Origin of the sequence: Serratia sp. KG1D, from assembly GCF_037150675.1 — a bacterium.
GTDB classification, from domain to species: domain Bacteria; phylum Pseudomonadota; class Gammaproteobacteria; order Enterobacterales; family Enterobacteriaceae; genus Serratia; species Serratia nematodiphila.
Genome location: NZ_JBAGIH010000003.1, coordinates 95863 through 114651, shown reverse-complemented (window position 1 = coordinate 114651; position 18789 = coordinate 95863). Strand labels below are relative to the sequence as shown.

General features: G+C 56.7%; 17 protein-coding genes and 1 tRNA gene. 16 read left to right on the top strand and 2 right to left on the bottom strand.

All coding sequences use genetic code 11. From position 1 onward, the window contains the following. Positions 1-305: 305 nt before the first annotated feature. Positions 306-2240, bottom strand: coding sequence for an RNase E specificity factor CsrD (csrD, locus tag WFM45_RS15625; RefSeq protein WP_033631995.1), 1935 nt, complete (start codon positions 2238-2240; stop codon positions 306-308). 203 nt (positions 2241-2443) lie between these two features. On the opposite strand from csrD, the gene acuI reads away from it, so the two are divergent. The 16 genes from acuI to fis all read left to right on the top strand — a co-directional run bounded on the left by acuI (position 2444) and on the right by fis (position 18470). Continuing rightward, a complete protein-coding gene (gene acuI, locus WFM45_RS15620) occupies positions 2444-3421 on the top strand; it encodes an acrylyl-CoA reductase (NADPH) (RefSeq protein WP_336956354.1) in 978 nt (325 codons plus the stop codon). Between the two features lie 156 nt (positions 3422-3577). Next, positions 3578-4579 (top strand): protein-methionine-sulfoxide reductase catalytic subunit MsrP, encoded by a 1002-nt coding sequence (gene msrP / locus WFM45_RS15615; RefSeq protein ID WP_336956353.1) that lies wholly within the window; start codon positions 3578-3580, stop codon positions 4577-4579. Continuing rightward, the gene (gene msrQ, locus WFM45_RS15610) at positions 4580-5179 is read left to right on the top strand and encodes a protein-methionine-sulfoxide reductase heme-binding subunit MsrQ (RefSeq protein ID WP_336956351.1); all 600 of its coding nucleotides are present in this window, start codon (positions 4580-4582) and stop codon (positions 5177-5179) included. 287 nt (positions 5180-5466) lie between these two features. Next, the gene (gene aroQ, locus WFM45_RS15605) at positions 5467-5919 is read left to right on the top strand and encodes a type II 3-dehydroquinate dehydratase (protein WP_004936891.1); all 453 of its coding nucleotides are present in this window, start codon (positions 5467-5469) and stop codon (positions 5917-5919) included. 32 nt (positions 5920-5951) lie between these two features. Then, on the top strand, positions 5952-6419 hold the full coding sequence (accB, locus tag WFM45_RS15600) for an acetyl-CoA carboxylase biotin carboxyl carrier protein (RefSeq protein WP_004936889.1): 468 nt from the start codon (positions 5952-5954) through the stop codon (positions 6417-6419). A 12-nt stretch (positions 6420-6431) separates the two neighbouring features. Next, entirely contained in the window at positions 6432-7781 is a 1350-nt protein-coding gene (accC, locus tag WFM45_RS15595; RefSeq protein WP_004936886.1) for an acetyl-CoA carboxylase biotin carboxylase subunit, read from the top strand. A gap of 404 nt (positions 7782-8185) precedes the next feature. Continuing rightward, positions 8186-9268 carry a cupin domain-containing protein gene (locus tag WFM45_RS15590; RefSeq protein WP_238545836.1) on the top strand — a complete coding sequence of 361 codons (1083 nt, stop codon included), beginning with the start codon at positions 8186-8188 and terminating at the stop codon, positions 9266-9268. A gap of 25 nt (positions 9269-9293) precedes the next feature. After that, entirely contained in the window at positions 9294-10247 is a 954-nt protein-coding gene (locus WFM45_RS15585; RefSeq protein ID WP_336956350.1) for a lactate/malate family dehydrogenase, read from the top strand. Continuing rightward, a complete protein-coding gene (locus WFM45_RS15580; RefSeq protein WP_336956349.1) occupies positions 10247-12478 on the top strand; it encodes a hypothetical protein in 2232 nt (743 codons plus the stop codon). Before WFM45_RS15585 ends, WFM45_RS15580 begins: the two co-directional genes overlap by 1 nt. A gap of 47 nt (positions 12479-12525) precedes the next feature. Continuing rightward, positions 12526-13731, top strand: a complete 1206-nt coding sequence (locus WFM45_RS15575; protein ID WP_280597714.1) for an MDR family MFS transporter — start codon at positions 12526-12528, stop codon at positions 13729-13731. 196 nt (positions 13732-13927) lie between these two features. Then, positions 13928-14004 (top strand) — tRNA-OTHER (locus WFM45_RS15570). Between the two features lie 219 nt (positions 14005-14223). Continuing rightward, the gene (locus WFM45_RS15565) at positions 14224-14466 is read left to right on the top strand and encodes a YhdT family protein (protein ID WP_004936865.1); all 243 of its coding nucleotides are present in this window, start codon (positions 14224-14226) and stop codon (positions 14464-14466) included. Then, complete coding sequence (panF, locus tag WFM45_RS15560) at positions 14456-15901, top strand: sodium/pantothenate symporter (RefSeq protein WP_004936863.1); 1446 nt, start codon at positions 14456-14458, stop codon at positions 15899-15901. The genes WFM45_RS15565 and panF overlap by 11 nt, the downstream gene beginning before the upstream one ends. 11 nt (positions 15902-15912) lie before the next feature. Beyond that, positions 15913-16794, top strand: a complete 882-nt coding sequence (gene prmA, locus WFM45_RS15555; RefSeq protein WP_048325615.1) for a 50S ribosomal protein L11 methyltransferase — start codon at positions 15913-15915, stop codon at positions 16792-16794. 393 nt (positions 16795-17187) lie between these two features. Further along, on the top strand, positions 17188-18192 hold the full coding sequence (gene dusB, locus WFM45_RS15550; RefSeq protein WP_085337224.1) for a tRNA dihydrouridine synthase DusB: 1005 nt from the start codon (positions 17188-17190) through the stop codon (positions 18190-18192). Then, the gene (fis, locus tag WFM45_RS15545; RefSeq protein WP_000462905.1) at positions 18174-18470 is read left to right on the top strand and encodes a DNA-binding transcriptional regulator Fis; all 297 of its coding nucleotides are present in this window, start codon (positions 18174-18176) and stop codon (positions 18468-18470) included. Before dusB ends, fis begins: the two co-directional genes overlap by 19 nt. Positions 18471-18544: 74 nt before the next feature. Here fis and WFM45_RS15540 read toward each other — a convergent pair whose 3' ends face one another. Beyond that, positions 18545-18775 carry a hypothetical protein gene (locus WFM45_RS15540; protein ID WP_131165448.1) on the bottom strand — a complete coding sequence of 77 codons (231 nt, stop codon included), beginning with the start codon at positions 18773-18775 and terminating at the stop codon, positions 18545-18547. Positions 18776-18789: the final 14 nt, after the last annotated feature.

Genomic DNA, 18789 nt, shown 5'->3' with positions numbered 1-18789 from the left:
TAGTCTGTATTGTTTCTGCTCGAATGCACGGAAATTGGATGAGGCCTGAATTCCCTGAACAAAGGCTCAGTTTACCACCCTGTCAACGCACGAAACGGCGTAACACAGCTCATAAAATCTAACATATTCCCTGATTGCCGCCGGTGGTAAGCACCTACCAACGTCAACCAGATAAAGGCAGACAAGAGCCTATCTCAAATAGGCGTTGTTGTCGCAGGCAGTTTGGAAAAAACTCCAAAAAGACGGTAACGAGGCCCAGATGGATCCGGCCCTCATTCTACGTCAATTTTTGTCCGTCAATCAGCTTAAACACGATAACGACGTGAATATTTTTTACGCCCCGCGTCGATCGGTTCCGGCGACGCGAAAAAGTCGCCCTGCCCGCCATGGATCCCACGCTCTTTCAGCGTCTGCCATTCGTTGCGCGTACGTACGCTGGCAGCGAACACCTGCGCGCGCGTGCCCGCGCAGGCGCCGGTCAGGCTCTGCACGAACAGCTGGTTTTCGTCCCGCTTATCGATGCTCCGCACCAACCCCGGGTGGAGCTTGACGATCTCCACCTGCAGCGACTTGATATAGGACGTACTGACCACGGTTAAACCCGCTTTGGACACCGCAAGGCGGCAGCCCAGCCCTGACAACAGCCTCAGCACCGGACGCAAACGGTCGATATGTTGACACACATCTGCCTCCGCAAGTTCAATCAGAATTCGCCGACGTTGACTTTTTTCGCATTGCAACAGCGTATCGCGTAGCCAGCGCTGGAAAGAGCGCTGCAAAATCGAGTCTACGCACAGTGGAAACGCCAGCGTTTCCTCAGGCCACTGCGCCAACAAGGGAATGATGCGGCTCACCTGTTGGCGATCGTAACTCTCCGCCAACCCCAGCTGCTGCACCAGCGGCATATATTCCGCCGGCAGCAATTCCTGGGTGCCGTCATAGATCCGGCTCATGATCTCGCGATGGTGCACCTCGCCTTCCACGGTCACCGCCGGTTTCTGATACAGCCGCGGGCCACCGCGCGCCAGCACCTGTTCCAGCAGCGTGCGCCACTTGACGCTGCCGCGCCCCTTTTCCGGCACCTGGCTGTCGTACACATACCACCCGTTTTCGCCCTGCAGCGTAGCGTGGCGCGTCGCCTGCTCCGCATAGTCGATCACCTGCTCGGTGGTTTGACCGCTGCGGTACGCCACGATGCCGATGTGCAGGAAAGCCTCGCGATCGATCAGCGCCGTGGAAGGCAAGGCATCGATGGCGTTGACCAGCTGTGAAGCGATGCCGTCGGCCTCCTTCAGGGTTCGATGCGGCAACAACACGGTAAAATCGCTGTGGAAGTAGCGCGCCAGCAGCGCCGACGGGTAGCGCATCACGAAGGTAGACAGCAGGTTGACCAGCGAATACATCAGCTCTTGCACCGCCACGCTGCCGTGCGTCTCGCGCAGGGTCTCGAAATCGGGCAGCCGCACCATCATCACGATGCCGTGCGAGCCTTCATCTTCCAGCTGAGTGGTCAATTGGTTATCGAAGAACAGGCGATTATTCAGCCCGGTTTTGGCGTCCTGCGCGGCGAAGGCGCGGATCAGCGTATCGACCCGGCTGCGCTCTTCCCGCGCTTCCGCCAGATCGGCCAGCAGGCGGTCGAGAGCGCCGCTGACGTTGGCCGGCCACTCACGCACGTCGCCCTGCATGACGTTTTCGCGCTCGCCGTTCAGAATGCGCCGCGCGCGGCGTTCCAGAAGATCTTCGCCGTCGGCCTGTTCACGCAGCCAGCGCAGGCTGAACAGCAAAATCACCACCATGATGACGATCGACAGCGTGACGGCGGCGGTGGATTGCAGCGTACGCACGTCGCTGGCGAAGGGATCGAGGTAGGTGATATATAGCGTGCTGCCCGGGTGCTGCAACAGGGGGCGCGAGGCCTGACGATAGCCGTTCAGCGCATCCCAGTGCTCTTTTTTGACCGTCGGCAATTTATAGTCGAGCAGTTGGCTGGCGCCGGCCTCTACGCGGATCGACACGATGCCGAGCGTGCGCATGACGAGCGGCAACCATTTTTCCTGCTCCTGGGGGGGCTCACGCAGCATGGCCTGATCGAGCGAGGTGACCATCGAATCCAAGCGGCGCTCCACGCGATCTTGCGTGACGTAAAAGAAGCTGTATGAGCATCCCATCAGCATCAAAAACATCGCCAGCGCGACCAACAGAGTGATCAATGCAGAGAGTTTGGTGGTAAATCGCATCCCTGTGCCTTGTCCGCTATGGTTAAGTGAGTGTGCCCCTTTAGCCAAAAGGGGCCGTCCAACCCTAACAAGCCTTGCCGAGGAATAAAACCTGCAAGCGCCGTTTTTGTCCTTTATCAGGACTTGGGCCGCTTATTATGCATATAGTCAAATAAATGTGATTCAGCCATTGATAGAAAAGTGTAAACGAGAGGAAGAGTGACATGCGTGCACTGTTATTGGAACAACAAGACGACCAAACTCTGGCTCATATCAAAGATATCGGCAGCGATCGGTTGCCGGAAGGCGATGTCACCGTCGACATCAACTGGTCCAGCCTAAATTATAAGGATGCGCTGGCGATCACCGGCAAAGGCAAGATCGTGCGCAACTTCCCGATGGTGCCGGGCATCGATTTCGCCGGCACCGTGCGCCACAGCCGCGACGATCGCTTCAAAGAGGGGCAAAGCGTGGTGCTCACCGGCTGGGGCGTGGGCGAACACCACTGGGGCGGCCTGGCCGAGCAGGCGCGCGTCTCCGGTGAGTGGCTGGTGCCGCTGCCGAACGGGCTGGATGAGCGCAAGGCGATGATCATCGGCACCGCCGGCTTTACCGCCATGCTGTGCGTGATGGCGCTGGAGGAAGGCGGCGTGCACCCGGACGACGGCGATATCCTGGTCACCGGCGCCAGCGGCGGCGTGGGCAGCACCGCCATCGCCCTGCTGGCGGCGCTGGGTTACCGGGTGACCGCCATCAGCGGCCGCGACAGCAATACCGAGTACCTGAAAGCGCTCGGCGCCAAAGAGGTGATGTCGCGCGATGGCTATATCGACACGCCGCGTCCGCTGGAGAAACAGCTGTGGGCCGGCGCGGTGGACACCGTCGGCGACAAACTGCTGGCGCGGGTGCTGGCACAGATGAACTATAACGGCACCGTCGCCGCCTGCGGCCTGGCGGGCGGTTATCAGTTGCCGACCACCGTGATGCCGTTCATTCTGCGCAACGTGCGCCTGCAGGGCGTGGATTCAGTGCATACGCCGCTGCATCGCCGCCAAACCGCCTGGGAACGGCTGGCCGGCATTCTGCCGGACAGCTTCTATCAGCAGGCCACACACGAAATCGCCCTCGAGCAGGCGCCGGCCACCGCCGCCACGCTGCTTAACAACCAAATCACCGGCCGCACTCTGGTGAAAATCCGCTGACCTTCTCCCCTCGGCGACGGGGGGAGTTCCCGCTTCTGCGAAATTTCATATTTTCCCGCGCCCCCTCGCTTCCGGCCGGCTTTAGCGCCATGCTTATTTCATGGAGACCCGTTTGCCGCTTACAGGCGGCGGGAATCAGTCGCGGAGAACATAAGCATGAACAAACACCCGAAATTAACCGAGGCCGACGTCACGCCGGAGAGCGTGTTCCACCAGCGGCGCAAGGTGCTGCAGGCGCTCGGCATCAGCGCCGCTACGCTGGCGCTGCCTACCGGCGCGCGGGCGGACCTGCTGTCGTGGTTCAAGGGCAACGATCGCCCCAAGGCGCCGCCGGGCAAAGCGCTGGCATTCAGCAAACCGGCCGCCTGGCAGGCGCAGCTGGCGATGACGCCGGAAGACAAGGTGACCGGCTACAACAACTTCTATGAGTTCGGCCTCGACAAAGCCGATCCGGCCGCCAACGCCGGCGGGCTGAAAACCGAAGGCTGGAAAGTGCGCATCGACGGCGAAGTGGCGAAACCGATAACGCTGGATATCGACGATCTGATGAAGCGTTTCCCGCTGGAGCAGCGCATTTACCGCATGCGCTGCGTCGAGGCCTGGTCGATGGTGGTGCCGTGGATCGGTTTCGAGCTGGGCAAGCTTCTCAAGCTGGCCGAACCGAACAGCAACGCGCGTTACGTAGCCTTCCAGACGCTGTACGATCCGGAGCAGATGCCCGGCCAGAAAGATCGCTTTATCGGCGGCGGCCTGAAATATCCCTACGTCGAAGGGCTGCGGCTGGACGAGGCGATGCATCCGCTGGCGCTGTTGACCGTCGGCGTGTATGGCAAAACCCTGCCGCCGCAAAACGGCGCGCCGCTGCGACTGATCACGCCGTGGAAATACGGCTTCAAAGGCATCAAATCGATCGTGCATATCCGCTTGGTGCGCGATCAGCCGCCGACCACCTGGAACCAATCCGCGCCGAACGAGTACGGTTTTTACGCCAACGTGAATCCGTACGTCGATCATCCGCGCTGGTCGCAGGCCACCGAGCGCTTCATCGGCTCCGGCGGCATTCTCGACGTCAAACGCCAACCGACGCTGCTGTTCAACGGCTATGCCGATCAGGTGGCGTCGCTGTATCGCGGCATGAATCTGCGGGAGAATTTCTAAGTGCGCCTGACGCCTGCTCACATCAAATGGCTGAAAGCCGCCCTGCATCTGGCGGCGTTTTTGCCCTTTCTCTGGCTGGTACTGGCAGTGGATCAAGGCTGGTTCAGCGCCGATCCGTCCAAGGACATCCAGCATTTTACCGGCAGGATGACGCTGAAACTGCTGCTGGTCACGCTGATGATCGCCCCGCTGGCGCGCTACGCCCGCCAGCCGCTGCTGATCCGCTGCCGCCGTCTGGTAGGGCTGTGGTGTTTTGCCTGGGGCACGCTGCACCTGATAAGCTACTCCACGCTGGAGCTGGGGCTGAGCAATCTCGGCCTGCTGGGCAGCGAGCTGGTGAACCGTCCTTATCTGACGCTCGGCATCCTCACCTGGCTGATCCTGCTGGCGCTGGCGGCCACCTCGACGCTGTGGGCAATGCGCAAACTGGGCGCCAAATGGCAAACGTTGCACAACTTCGTCTATCTGGCGGCGATCCTCGCCCCCATCCACTACCTGTGGTCGGTCAAAACCTTTTCCCCCCAGCCGTTCATTTACGCGCTGCTGGCGGTGGCGCTGTTGGGCCTGCGCTACAAGAAATTCCGCGCCTGGTGGCGCTGAATCGCGCGGCGGCGCGCGTTATTGTCGTTGAAAAACGCACGCCGCCGGCGGGAACTTTTTCTGTGTTCCAGCGCTCATATTCCTGTCACGGAACCCCGAGTTGGTCGATTTGGGGTTGAATATCTTCGCTGATAAGACCAGTATTTAGCTGCGAATTGCTACGATATCGTTATAATGCCCGACCTTGTTTCTGTTCTCAGGGTGAATTTGCCCCTTAACAGGTGACAAATCGGTAACATCGGGTTATTTTCTACGATGATGGTTTTATTGCCGGAGATACCAGCACAATGGCGGATAAGTTTCACATTTTGCTTCTGAACGGCCCCAATCTCAATCTGCTGGGGACGCGTGAGCCGGAGAAGTACGGCAGCACGACGCTGACAGAGATTGTTAACGGATTGGAAAACCAGGCATCCGCATTGGATATTACCCTGAGCCATCTGCAGTCCAACGCCGAGCATCAGCTGATCGATCGCATCCATCAGGCGCGCGGCAACACCGATTTCATTCTGATAAACCCGGCGGCGTTCACGCACACCAGCGTGGCGTTGCGCGATGCGTTGCTGGCGGTGCAGATCCCGTTCATCGAGATCCACCTGTCCAACGTGCACGCCCGCGAACCTTTCCGCCATCACTCTTATCTCTCAGACGTAGCGGTAGGCGTGATTTGCGGCCTCGGCGCGGATGGCTACGCTTTCGCTTTACAGGCAGCGGTTAACCGTCTGTCGAAAACCCACTAATTGCTCCACAAAAAGAGTACGGAATCACACTCATGGATATTCGTAAAATCAAGAAACTGATCGAACTGGTTGAAGAATCAGGCATTTCTGAACTGGAAATCTCTGAAGGCGAAGAATCGGTTCGCATCAGCCGTGCCGCACCGGCGCAGGCTTATCCCGTCATGCAGCAGGCTTACGCGATGCCGGCACAGCAGCAGCCAGCCCTGGCTACCGCCGTTGCCACCGCGCCTGCGGCAGAAACCCCTGCAGCACCGGCGGCCGTGAGTGGCCACGTCGTTCGTTCCCCAATGGTAGGCACCTTCTACCGCACCCCAAGCCCGGACGCGAAAGCCTTCGTGGAAGTGGGTCAGAAAGTGAACGCCGGCGATACCCTGTGCATCGTTGAAGCCATGAAAATGATGAACCAGATCGAAGCGGACAAGTCCGGCGTCGTGAAAGCCATCCTGGTGGAAAACGGCCAGCCGGTCGAATATGACGAGCCGCTGGTCGTCATCGAATAACGAGGCGCCCCCATGCTTGATAAAATTGTTATCGCCAACCGCGGCGAGATCGCGCTTCGTATCCTGCGTGCCTGTAAAGAACTGGGCATCAAGACCGTTGCGGTTCACTCCGCGGCCGACCGCGATCTGAAACACGTGCTGCTGGCCGACGAGACCGTCTGCATCGGTCCTGCGCCATCGGTAAAAAGCTACCTGAACATCCCGGCCATCATCTCGGCGGCGGAAATCACCGGCGCGGTGGCGATCCACCCGGGCTACGGCTTCCTGTCCGAGAACGCCGACTTCGCCGAGCAGGTTGAACGCTCCGGTTTCATCTTCATCGGCCCGAAAGCCGAAACCATCCGCCTGATGGGCGACAAGGTTTCCGCGATCAACGCCATGAAAAAAGCCGGCGTGCCATGCGTGCCGGGCTCCGACGGCCCGCTGACCGACGACATGGATAAAAACCGTGCCTTCGCCAAGCGCATCGGTTATCCGGTGATCATCAAGGCCTCCGGCGGCGGCGGCGGTCGCGGCATGCGCGTGGTGCGCAGCGACAAAGACCTTGAGCAGTCCATCAACATGACGAAAGCGGAAGCCAAAGCGGCTTTCAACAACGACATGGTGTACATGGAAAAATACCTGGAGAATCCGCGTCACATCGAGATTCAGGTATTGGCCGACGGCCAGGGCAACGCCATCTATCTGGCCGAGCGCGACTGCTCCATGCAGCGCCGCCACCAGAAAGTGGTCGAAGAAGCGCCGGCGCCGGGCATCACCAGCGAAATGCGCCGCTACATCGGCGAGCGCTGCTCGAAAGCCTGCGTGGAAATCGGCTACCGCGGTGCGGGCACCTTCGAGTTCCTGTATGAAAACGGCGAGTTCTATTTCATCGAAATGAATACCCGTATTCAGGTAGAGCACCCGGTTACCGAAATGATCACCGGCGTGGATCTGATCAAAGAGCAGCTGCGCATCGCTGCCGGTCAGCCGCTGTCGATCAAACAGGAAGAAGTGAAGATCCACGGCCACGCGGTAGAATGCCGCATCAACGCCGAAGATCCGAACACCTTCCTGCCGAGCCCGGGCAAGATCACCCGCTTCCACGCGCCAGGCGGTTTCGGCGTGCGTTGGGAATCTCATATCTACGCCGGTTATACCGTACCGCCGTACTATGACTCCATGATCGGCAAACTGATCACCTTCGGCGAAAACCGTGACGTGGCGATCGCCCGCATGAAAAACGCCCTGGCTGAACTGATCATCGATGGCATCAAAACCAACGTTGAGCTGCAGCAGAAGATCATGAACGACGAAAACTTCCAGCACGGTGGCACCAACATCCACTATCTGGAGAAGAAGCTGGGTCTGCAGGAAACCTAAGGCAGCCACGCAGCATCGTCTGACGAAAGGCCGGTTAATCACCGGCCTTTTTCTTTTCTCACGCCCGCCTGATTTTTTCGTTCAACCGCGCAAAATAGAATCAAATCTTCACAGATAACTTTCTCTTCACATTCATCCAGCCTTCCACCCACATCACCATGCAAAACATAACAATTTGTTTTTAAACAAAAAATATTTAACTCATAGCTTAAAAATAAATATTAGCAAGGAAAAAACTCAATCCATCGCATTTTTACACATCATAAACTTTAACAAAATTAACGTATTAATTACAAAGCTTGACCCCGATCACATCCGCTCAGTGATAGCCCGTGCTATTGTCGCCGTCGATCGAATGCAGCGCGCTCTTTTTCTCTTTTTATTTATCCTTTTTATTGACTTAGATGAGTAATGTCTTAATGAGCCATGTAACTGAATACGACCGTAAGCCCGTGTTTTCCCTGTACCACCGTGCTGACATGGAAACCATAAAAAGCATTAAGGAAAACGGGATTGAGAAGCTTTTGGGCGAAGTGAAGAATTTCCGCGCCAATGAGGAAATGAACCGCTTTATTCCCGAACGGGCACGCCTGGCTGTAAGCTGGGTGCGTCTGGCGAAAAACGAAAAGCTGGATGTGCATGTTCATCCAATATCTTCGCTGTATATCATTTGTGAAGGGGAAGCGATCCTGCTGGGAGACGGCGTTGACCGCCGGGCCGTTCCAGGCGATGTCATCTGCATTCCGCCAGGCGCGGATCACGGCTTCATCGGCGCGGGCGACAACGGCTACTGGGGGTTGTCAATCCAGTTTGAGGAGCGCGGGCTCTATGAAGATCCCAGCAAGCCGCTGGTGACTTTCGATCAAGATCCCTACGCTTACTACCATCAGCTTAAAGCGCATAACGCCCGCTACATCGAGCGCTACCAGGACAACCCGATCTTTACCGCATTCGCCAAGGATAAAACGTTCTCCGAGGCGAAAAAATCCTTGTTCCTGGACTACCTGCAGATCCTGTCCGATCAGTTCCAAAAAATGGTGCTGCTGCGTAGCGCACTGTGTGAAGACGTTCGCTTCTCGCGTTTCTTCAGTGAACATCTGAAAGAAGAATTCGGCCATGACGAGGTGCTGCGCAACAGCCGCGACAACCTCCAGGTTCGCGAAGACGCGATCTTTGAAGCGCTGTGCATCTGGTTCAACCACCAGATGATCACGCTGGATAATCTGGAACAGGCTATCCTGGTGCACTTTGTCATCGAAGGTTCGGCTTTCGTGTTCTATAACAACATCAAACACGTGTTCGATCCGAGCAAACAGAACCATTTCGAGGATCACTCCGAATTCGATGGCGATCATCAGGAAGTGGATAAAGCGTTCTTCAAGGGGATGACCGAAGAACAATTCCAGCGTGTCAAAGCCGTACTCGATAAAGGGTGGAGTATGGTTGAGAAGCAGTATGCAAGACTGGCCGAACTGATCGAAGCATAAGCCGGGCAGGTCATCAGGAGCGGTCATGAAAATTGTTTTATTGGGATTCGGCGGCATTGGGCAAGAGACGCTAAACGCGCTGTTAAGTACGACCGAGCGACGTGGCAGCGTCAATGAAGTCGTGATCATCTGCCGAAATACCGAAAAGTATTCAGCCGTTTGCGAAGATATTCTTGATGGCCTGCTGGCGGAAGCGCTCTTCTCACGCCATAACCGAACGTCTTTACCCAAGATTGTTGTGACGGATGACTACCGCCACATCGACGGGGCTGACGTGATCCTCTGTTGCTATGGCGTGCCTTCAACCTTTCCGATGCATGATCGCCAGGCGTTGCTGGACGATCACGTACGGCTCAGCGAGGCCATTTTTAGCCGAGCCAAACCCTTCATTGCTCCCGGCTGTCACATCATCAATGCGGTCAATCCGGTGGATAGCATCAGCTATTACATCGATAAAATCCTGCTCGATTCTCGCTGCCGGGTGATAGGCATCGGCGCCGCGCACAACACCGCCAGGCTGCTGAAAAGCATCTGCCGCATTTCCGGGATCGACATGCAGCGCATCGACGCGCGTAGCCTGACAGTCTGCGGCGAGCACGGCGCCGGGCTGGTGCCCTTGCTCAGCCAGGTAACAACCGACGAGGGACCGCTGAACCAGCTACTTTCGGCGCAGGCGCAGGCGCAAATCGTCACCGATACCCGCAATCAAGGGTTGGACATATTTCACAAAATGCGGCGCCCTCCTAAATATGGCCCGGCCGCCTCCATTCTTATCTTGCTTGAGCGCATCATCCAACGGGACGAAACTCCCTGCTGCGGTTCGGTCTGGCTGCCGGAACTGGGCGTGTTCATGTCCTGGCCGCTGGCTCTGCGCGACGGCGTCTTTACGCCGCTGTCGCTGATGCCCAATCAGGATGAGCAACAACAAATCCACCAGGCAGCGCTCAAGTTAAAAAACATCATCCAAGGTTTTAGCTGATGACGACCGATCAAACCAGACAGATTTTCCGCGATCTCTACATGCCGTTACGCCCTGAGTATCGTTTTCTTTCGCCACTGTACGGGGTGCTCTGGTGCAACAACGAACTCGCGGAAAAGTATTACCGTTTTCTTGGCGCCGAACACCCGATCGGCCAGGTGGCGCGCGCGTTGTTCTACCGTACTGACCTGGTCGAGTTTGACGTAAGCAAAGAGGTGAAGAATCCGTTCACCTGGTTTTCCCCCTCTACCCTTGCACGGCTGGTGGCTTTCATGAGCAGCCCGCGTTTCACCGACAATGATATCGCCTCGTTATATCAGCATGTACGAGATGAAACGGACTTTCACGCTGCCATTGAGCAGCAACATCGGCTTTCTGTGCAAATACGCCGGCTTTGCGACAGCGTACTGCAACAGTTCGAGGACACAAAAGCGCAGATCGCAACCGCAGAACGCGAAGCGCTCTCCCTAGGCGCCCATTTGAAAGCGCAAGAAAAAGCGCTGAATCAGATCCTGCAACAGGCGGAAAACGCCGTTAAAGCGCAGCAGGCGCCGATCCAACAATGTCGAGCCGCGATCGCCGCGCTCAAAGCCGGCAAAAAAACGCTGGGCAAGAGCGCTGCTGAGAATAAAGAGGCGCAGCTGCTGGCGCTCAATGCCGAAATCACCGAGCTGGAAGCACGCCTGAATGCGGCGCAGCAAGAAGCCGTGCATCAAGCCGGCCTGTTCCCCGCCTGGCAAAACGCGCAGGCCGCCGTCGAACATGCCCGCCAGCAAAAAGATGAAGCCACCTTGCGCGCCAGCATGCTGGCGGAAAATTTTACCGAAAGCACCGTCGCACGGCTGCAAACCGAGGAATTCAGCGCTGACTTCATTGCATTGCATCTACCTTTCAACAAGTATCACCGCTATCTGCCGCGACGTGTGCAGGATTACGTCAGTATCCACTGTGCCGATCGCGACAGCTTGCTGGCCGAGTTGCACAATTTATGTCGTTTACTGATCGCGGCCAGCCGCACCGCCGAGCACGACAGAGAGGTGTTTCATTTGCTCAACGCGGCGCTGTGGCTGAAATGCAAGGGTAACTTCGGCAAATTGACCGCCTACATGCAGCAACTGCGGGAACTGAGCGGGGAGCTGTTCGGCGAAACGGCGGCGGGCGAGACGCACTTCCCCGATCGCTGCCATGACTATTACGATCGCGAAGTGTACGGCCGCTATTTTCCGCCGCTGTGCATCACCAAAACCTGCCGCCCCGCGCCGGATTCTGACGTCTCGTTCTCAGATTGCGGGGAGAGTTCGCTGCGCAACTTCATCAATGTCCTGGTGAAAAACCAAGCAAGCGCGCAGCTTGATGCCGGAATACTCAAACGCAGCGGCCTGGCTGTCGATCCGCGCGTCATCGCGTTCTATGAAAAAAACCCTCGTTTGGAAACGATCAGAAGCCAGGAAGTACATAACCAGTGGGCTGAAATTGCCTCATCACTCAATGCGCGCGACAACCGAATCAAATACCTGACGCCAGGTAAAGACGCCTATTGCGAGTTGGCCGCCGGCGGCAACAACATGCAGCATATGCTGCAAGCGCTATTGGGCGAAGCTGATATCACCACCATTTGCCGCCGAATCGCCTCCTCTTCCGGCATCGATATTCGTTGCGATCTCAGCGACTTCCACCCGGAACGGCACGATCTGGAAGACTTCACCAACGTTGTTCGCCTTGAATTCGACGGCAAATATGTCTTTCACTGGTATTTCCTCAAACAGCATTTCCGCTGCGCTTCGGCAGATCTGTTCAACGAAGAGGAAAATTATGTACGCCAGGCACTCGCCATGCTGAATGACGAGATGAAACAGGGCCGTCTGAATCGCGACCAGTTCCGCGCACTGCTCAGTTTCCATCTGAAAGAGAAGCCCGTGGCGCAAGTCAAAATGATATTCGACAGCCTTGGCGCTACCCTCGTCGGAGATGAAATGACGTTCTTGATGTTGGGTAAATTGAACTCCGTCGATTCCATGTTCGAATACTGCATGAACGTTCTGGCGATTCCAACGCTGGCGCATAGCGCGCCAGTCTCGGCGACTGTCGCCGCGATTATTCAAGGCATCAGCCCGCATCCGGTTATCTTCGAGCAGCGGAAAAATCTCATCGCGAGGATTAGAGAAACCGGAGTGACGCCGTTACTCACTCTGGCTAACCGATGGGAAAAGGAAAGTTTGGAAAAGGTGTAATACACTCGGTTCAACAGACGACGAGCAACATTTAAGGAGAAACCGCCTTGAGGTCAACATTCATCCCTTATTTCCCAAAAGAAATATGGGTTATCTTTATCGGGACGTTTTTGACGCGCGCCTGCTTTTTCATGATTTGGCCATTCATTACCATTCTCATGAGAAATAACTACGCGATGACTCCGGTGGAAATCGGCGTCATGATGAGCGTATCACTTATCGTGTCTATTTCTTTCGGCTATCTCTTCGGTGGCGCATCAGACAAATATGGCCGTCGCACGTTGATTATTCTCGGTGCAATTGCCGCTATCATTTCATTTAGCGTACTTGCGTTGGCCAACTCACCGACGTGGTATTTTGTCGGTATTTTACTCAATGGCATTTCGCGCTCATTGATCGAACCCGCCAGCAAAGCGGTGATCGGCGATATTCTCCATGACAGGCAAGAGCGAGAACGCGCGTTGAACATCCGCTACTTCCTGATGAACGTGGGCGCAGCCGTAGGCCCATTAGTGGGTGTCGCTCTCGGGCTGACGGCGCAGAAAGCCACCTTCTTCGTCACCGCATTGTCGTTCCTTTGCTATTTGCTGCTGGTGCTCGCGGTATTCAAAGCGGGGCACGGTAAAGAAACGCGCAACGCCACCTTCTCGTTCATTGGCTCTTTGCGGATTATCTGGAACGATCAGGCGTTCAAGGTGTTGGTAGTCGCCAACATTTTGGTGATGCTGGTCTACGGGCAGATCGACGTGACGCTGCCGCAATACCTCATGATCAGCCAGGTGTACAACCCCGAATACCTGCTCAGCGTGCTGATATTCATCAATGCAGCCACGGTGATAACGCTGCAGTATTTCACCGAGCGCTTTACCCGTCGCATATCATTGGCACTGAAAACCAGCCTGGGCGTGTTCTTTCTCGCGCTTTCACAAATTGTCTTCCTGCTGGTTTCCAGTGAAAGCTGGGTGCTGTGGTTGGTCGCCATGTTCCTGCTCAGCCTCGGCGAAGTCATCCTGTTCCCTACGCTCAATATACAAATTGATCGTATGGCGCCGGCTAACCTAAAAGGGGCTTACTTCGGTGCCGCCACGTTTTACGAATTTGGCCTGGCGCTCGCCCCTTTTGTCGGCGGTTTGCTGTTAAAACAAGGTGGCGGTGGCGCCCTGTATGCCGTGATGTTCTTTTTATGCATCGGCGTCATCGTTCTTTATACTATTTCGGAAAGAATATCTGAGAAAAGAACGATAACCGCGTGATATTGTTAACCCGCTAATTAACGCCGCCCTTGTTTAAACGTATTAACGGGGCGGCTTTATCGTGATATTAATCACAGTAAATAAATAGCGAAGGATATGCGGGTCATTATTTAATCGAACGATTTATTTAATGCCAAAAAATAAAAGAAATCTATTTACATGAATGATTAGGAGATGTTATAAATTTGTTTATTGCAGGCGTGTAGCTCAGTGGTAGAGCGCTGTGTCATACTTCACAGAGGTCACCTGGTTCGATTCCGGTTGCGCCAACCAATATAAAACCCATTCCTTTCCCATTCTCTTTAATTATTTTCTCATCGAAGTAAACCGGTAAAAATTTATATATTTACCCCCCTCTTTTCTTTCCATCGCCCCGTTGCGTTCACCGGAAAGGTAAATAATTTATTAGCCAAACGCCGCACATTCCGTACAATCCTGTTCCTTCATCTGTTCTTGTCACAAGCCATCATCGTAAACCTATGGGGGACACTGATGGACAAACGCTTTATTCAGGCGCACCGCGAAGCGCGCTGGGCGCTGGGGCTGACGCTGCTCTACCTGCTGGCCTGGGGGCTGGCGGCCTACCTGCCGGACAGCGCCATCGGCGTCACCGGCCTGCCGCACTGGTTCGAAATGGCCTGCCTGCTGGTGCCGCTGCTGTTCATCGGCCTGTGCTGGCTGATGGTGCGCACGGTGTTCCGCGACATTTCGCTGGAGGACCGCGATGCAAACTGAAGTGATCCTGCCGCTGGTCGCCTACCTGTTGCTGGTGTTCGGCCTGTCGGTGTACGCCTATCGACGCCGCCAGAACGGAAACTTCCTCAGCGAATATTTCCTCGGCAACCGCTCGATGGGCGGCTTTGTGCTGGCGATGACCCTGACCGCCACCTACATCAGCGCCAGTTCTTTTATCGGCGGGCCCGGCGCCGCCTACAAATACGGCCTGGGCTGGGTGCTGCTGGCGATGATCCAACTGCCTGCGGTGTGGCTGTCGCTCGGCGTGCTGGGCAAGAAATTCGCCATCCTGGCGCGGCGCTACAACGCCATTACTCTCAATGACATGCTGTATGGCCGCTACCAAAGCCGCCTGCTGGTGTGGCTGGCCAGCCTCAGCCTGCTGGTGGCGTTCCTCGGCGCCATGACGGTGCAGTTCATCGGCGGCGCACGCCTGCTGGAGACCGCCGCCGGCATTCCTTACGACACCGGCCTGTTGATCTTCGGCATCAGCATCGCGCTGTACACCGCCTTCGGCGGCTTCCGCGCCAGCGTGCTGAACGACGCCATGCAGGGGCTGGTGATGCTGCTCGGCACCGTGCTGCTGCTGGTGGCCGTGATCCATGCCGCCGGCGGACTGGACAGCGCAGTGAGCAAACTGCAGCAGATCGATCCGGCGCTGGTGTCGCCGCAGGGCGGCGATCAGATCCTCAGCCTGCCGTTTATGGCGTCATTCTGGATCCTGGTGTGCTTCGGGGTGATCGGCCTGCCGCACACCGCCGTGCGCTGCATCTCCTACAAGGACAGCAAGGCGGTGCATCGCGGCATTCTGCTCGGCACCGTGGTGGTGGCGGTGCTGATGTTCGGCATGCACCTGGCCGGCGCGCTCGGCCGCGCGGTGTTGCCGGATCTCAAGATCCCCGACCAGGTGATCCCGACGCTGATGATCACCGTGCTGCCGCCGTACGCCGCCGGGATCTTTTTGGCGGCGCCGATGGCGGCGATCATGTCGACCATCAACGCCCAGCTGCTGCAATCCTCCGCCACCATCATCAAGGATCTCTACCTTGGCGTGCGGCCGCAGCAGATCCACAACGAGCGGCTGATCAAGCGCTTCTCCAGCCTGACCACGCTGATCCTCGGCCTGCTGGTGCTGCTGGCGGCCTGGCGCCCGCCGGAGATGATCATCTGGCTCAACCTGCTGGCTTTCGGCGGGCTGGAGGCGGTCTTCCTGTGGCCGCTGGTGCTGGGCCTGTATTGGGAACGCGCCAATGCTCAGGGAGCACTTAGCTCAATGGTGTCGGGTGCGGTATGCTATACGCTATTGGCCAGCTTCAACCTGCAACCGGCGGGGCTGCATCCTATCGTGCCTTCGCTGTTGCTCAGCCTGTTGGCGTTTTATCTCGGTAACGTCGTCGGCGAAAAGCGCCGGGCGGCGTCATCATTACCCTCTTGAAGAGAATTGCTATGCCTTGGATCCAACTCAAACTGAACACCACCGGCAGCCAGGCGGAAGACCTGAGCGACGCGCTGGTGGAAAGCGGCGCCGTGTCGGTGACCTTCCAGGACACCCACGACAACCCGGTGTTCGAGCCGCTGCCGGGTGAAACCCTGCTGTGGGGCGATACCGATGTGATCGGCCTGTACGACGCGGAAACCGATATGACCGACGTGGTGGCGATGCTGGAACAGCACCCGCTGCTGGGCGCCGGATTCCGCCACAAGATAGAGCAGCTGGAAGACAAGGACTGGGAGCGCGAATGGATGGACAACTTCCACCCGATGCGCTTCGGCGAGCGCTTGTGGATCTGCCCGAGCTGGCGCGACGTGCCGGATCCCGACGCGGTCAACGTGATGCTCGATCCGGGCCTGGCGTTCGGCACCGGCACCCACCCGACCACCGCGCTGTGTCTGCAGTGGCTGGACGGCCTCGATCTGGCTGGCAAAACCGTCATCGATTTCGGCTGCGGTTCCGGCATCCTGGCGATCGCCGCGCTGAAGCTGGGTGCGGCGCGCGCTATCGGCATCGACATCGATCCTCAGGCCATTCAGGCCAGCCGCGACAACGCGCAGCGTAACGGCGTCTCAGAGCGTCTGGAGCTGTATCTGCCGAAAGACCAGCCGGCGGACCTGCTGGCGGACGTGGTGGTCGCCAACATCCTCGCCGGCCCGCTGCGCGAACTGGCGCCGCTGATCGGTTGCCTGCCGAAGGCCGGCGGTCATTTGGGGCTGTCCGGCGTGCTGGCCAGCCAGGCGAGCAGCGTTGCGGAAGCCTACGAAGAGAAATTCACGCTCGATCCGGTCGCCGAGCGTGAAGAGTGGTGCCGCATTACCGGCCGCCGTAAGTAAGCGTCACGATATATTGCTCCCTCATCCACCGGCCCCGCGCCGGTGGATTTTTTTTGTCCGGCGATCGCCCCACGGGCAAGACAAAATTTTATGCAATTTTTTGCCTTTCAACGATGGATCGCCCTGACAATGCGCCTTCCAGGCAGGTTATCCCGGCAAAAATAGCGGGCGAATGCAGATAATATCCTGCGCGAAGGCGAATATTTTACCGCACACAAAATAAGCACTTTTCGTCAACTCATTGTAAAATATATACAATATTTTTATGAATCACTGTGCAGCGCATTTTTTGCCCTAATAGCGAGCCAATTGGTTAAAGTTTGGCCTTTCATCTCGGCGCAAAAATGCGTAATATACGCGCCCTTGCGGACACAGTATGGTCACTCTTTGTCTATGCGCATTGGACACCACCAGCTTACTAATTGCCTGATTGCGGCCCCGATGGCCGGTATTACAGATCGCCCGTTCAGAACCCTCTGTCATGCAATGGGTGCTGGGATGGCTGTATCCGAAATGCTCTCCTCCAACCCGGAGGTGTGGCGGACGGATAAGTCGCGTCTGCGTATGGTGCATAGCGATGAACCAGGGATCCGCTCCGTGCAGATTGCCGGATGCGATCCTGATGATATGGCCGCCGCCGCGCGTATCAACGTGGCCAGCGGCGCGCAGATCATCGACATCAATATGGGATGCCCGGCCAAAAAAGTGAACCGGAAGCTTGCCGGGTCCGCCTTGTTGCAGTACCCGGATCTGGTAAAACAGATCCTCCACGCGGTGGTTGACGCAGTGGATGTGCCGGTAACGCTGAAGATTCGCACCGGCTGGGCGCCAGAGCACCGTAACTGTGTAGAGATTGCCCAACTGGCCGAAGACTGTGGTATTCAGGCCCTGACGATTCACGGCCGAACCCGCGCCTGTCTGTTTAACGGCGACGCGGAATACGACAGCATTCGGGCAGTTAAGCAGAGTGTTTCCATTCCGATTATCGCGAATGGGGATATTACTGACCCGCATAAAGCCAGAGCAGTGCTCGACTACACCGGGGCTGATGCCCTGATGATAGGCCGCGCTGCTCAGGGGAGACCCTGGATCTTCCGGGAAATCCAGCATTATCTGGACACTGGGGAGTTGCTGCCGCCGCTGCCGCTTGGCGAGGTGAAGCGCTTGTTGATTGGGCACATTCGGGAATTGCACGGCTTCTATGGCCAAGGCAAGGGATTCCGGATTGCTCGTAAGCACGTGTCCTGGTATCTCCAGGAACACGCTCCGAATGACCAGTTTCGGCGCACATTCAACGCCATAGAGGATGCCAGCGAACAGCTGGAGGCGTTGGAGGCATATTTCGAAAATCTTAGCGTAAAAAAAGAGCTGACAGAACTATGTTCGAACAACGCGTAAATTCTGACGTACTGACCGTTTCTACCGTTAACTCACAAGATCAGGTGACTCAAAAGCCTCTGCGTGACTCGGTTAAACAAGCACTGAAGAACTATTTTGCTCAACTGAACGGTCAAGACGTAAATGACCTGTATGAGCTGGTACTGGCTGAAGTTGAACAGCCACTGTTGGACATGGTGATGCAATACACCCGTGGCAACCAGACCCGCGCAGCCCTGATGATGGGCATCAACCGCGGCACGCTGCGCAAGAAGCTGAAAAAATACGGCATGAACTGATACTAGTCAGTTAACGTGTTGAAAAGGCGCTTTATCTCATTTGATAAGCGCCTTTTTCTTTTTCTGACTTGTGCCTACATTGGCGAGGATTTGCGCGGAATGCGCTTATCAATATATCCGGCAAAGAAATAGCAAATACCCGCCACGCCCGCGATCATCACGTAGCGTTTCCACCCGTCCAAATCCACGCCCAGGCTATCCAGCCCGCTCAACACCACAAACACCAGCAGGCCCAAGATAACCGATGCTCTGCCTGTCCAGGCTGGTGGGGGTGTCAATAAACGCCTTATCCAGTGGGATTTCATAGCGCTTCCTTCTT

Excerpts from the sequence above, each read along its gene's own strand:
- csrD (WP_033631995.1), bottom strand. The coding sequence starts at position 2,240 with ATGCGATTTACCACCAAACTCTCTGCATTGATCACTCTGTTGGTCGCG.
- acuI (WP_336956354.1), top strand. The coding sequence starts at position 2,444 with ATGCGTGCACTGTTATTGGAACAACAAGACGACCAAACTCTGGCTCAT.
- msrP (WP_336956353.1), top strand. The coding sequence starts at position 3,578 with ATGAACAAACACCCGAAATTAACCGAGGCCGACGTCACGCCGGAGAGC.
- aroQ (WP_004936891.1), top strand. The coding sequence starts at position 5,467 with ATGGCGGATAAGTTTCACATTTTGCTTCTGAACGGCCCCAATCTCAAT.
- accB (WP_004936889.1), top strand. The coding sequence starts at position 5,952 with ATGGATATTCGTAAAATCAAGAAACTGATCGAACTGGTTGAAGAATCA.
- accC (WP_004936886.1), top strand. The coding sequence starts at position 6,432 with ATGCTTGATAAAATTGTTATCGCCAACCGCGGCGAGATCGCGCTTCGT.
- WFM45_RS15590 (WP_238545836.1), top strand. The coding sequence starts at position 8,186 with ATGAGTAATGTCTTAATGAGCCATGTAACTGAATACGACCGTAAGCCC.
- WFM45_RS15585 (WP_336956350.1), top strand. The coding sequence starts at position 9,294 with ATGAAAATTGTTTTATTGGGATTCGGCGGCATTGGGCAAGAGACGCTA.
- WFM45_RS15580 (WP_336956349.1), top strand. The coding sequence starts at position 10,247 with ATGACGACCGATCAAACCAGACAGATTTTCCGCGATCTCTACATGCCG.
- WFM45_RS15565 (WP_004936865.1), top strand. The coding sequence starts at position 14,224 with ATGGACAAACGCTTTATTCAGGCGCACCGCGAAGCGCGCTGGGCGCTG.
- panF (WP_004936863.1), top strand. The coding sequence starts at position 14,456 with ATGCAAACTGAAGTGATCCTGCCGCTGGTCGCCTACCTGTTGCTGGTG.
- prmA (WP_048325615.1), top strand. The coding sequence starts at position 15,913 with ATGCCTTGGATCCAACTCAAACTGAACACCACCGGCAGCCAGGCGGAA.
- dusB (WP_085337224.1), top strand. The coding sequence starts at position 17,188 with ATGCGCATTGGACACCACCAGCTTACTAATTGCCTGATTGCGGCCCCG.
- fis (WP_000462905.1), top strand. The coding sequence starts at position 18,174 with ATGTTCGAACAACGCGTAAATTCTGACGTACTGACCGTTTCTACCGTT.
- WFM45_RS15540 (WP_131165448.1), bottom strand. The coding sequence starts at position 18,775 with ATGAAATCCCACTGGATAAGGCGTTTATTGACACCCCCACCAGCCTGG.